Source organism: Streptococcus sp. 4886, assembly GCF_013276485.1.
GTDB lineage: Bacteria > Bacillota > Bacilli > Lactobacillales > Streptococcaceae > Streptococcus.
Window position 1 is genome coordinate 1 of the sequence record NZ_VMLD01000040.1, and the last position, 512, is coordinate 512.

Here is a 512-nt window from a genome sequence, read left to right on the forward strand (position 1 = left end):
ACAACTTCTACGGAAGTGAGATATGAAAAGGATCCAGAACATACAAGAGGAAGCCAACCTACGACTATTCCAAGCGAAGATGGACTGAAAACAGTTACGACTAGTTATAAAGTTGATTCTAAGACAGGCGATATTACGGTAGCAGATGTTTCAGAGATGGTTACTAAAGCAGCTACACCTATTATCGTTAAGGTTCCGGCTAAGGATAGCGTTGAAACAAAGGCTATTCCAATCGAAACAGAGTATGAAGCAGATCCAACTCTTGTTAAAGGGGAAAAGAAAGATGATCCAACTCGTCCAGGTAAGGTAGGAACTGAAACCATTACGACTACTTATAAAATCGAAGGTGGTAAGGCAGTAGAAGATAAGAAGACCAGTGAAGTAACAACTGCGATGGTTAAGAAAGTTGTTAAAGTTGGAACAAAGCCGACTGAAACAACTGAGCCTACAACTTCTACGGAAGTGAGATATGAAAAGGATCCAGAACATACAAGAGGAAGCCAACCTACGAC

General features: G+C 40.8%; 1 protein-coding gene. It reads left to right on the forward strand.

Annotated elements, in window-relative coordinates:
• Positions 1–512: G5 domain-containing protein (locus HT679_RS10890; protein WP_173214601.1), on the forward strand; the 512-nt coding region annotated here is incomplete at both ends.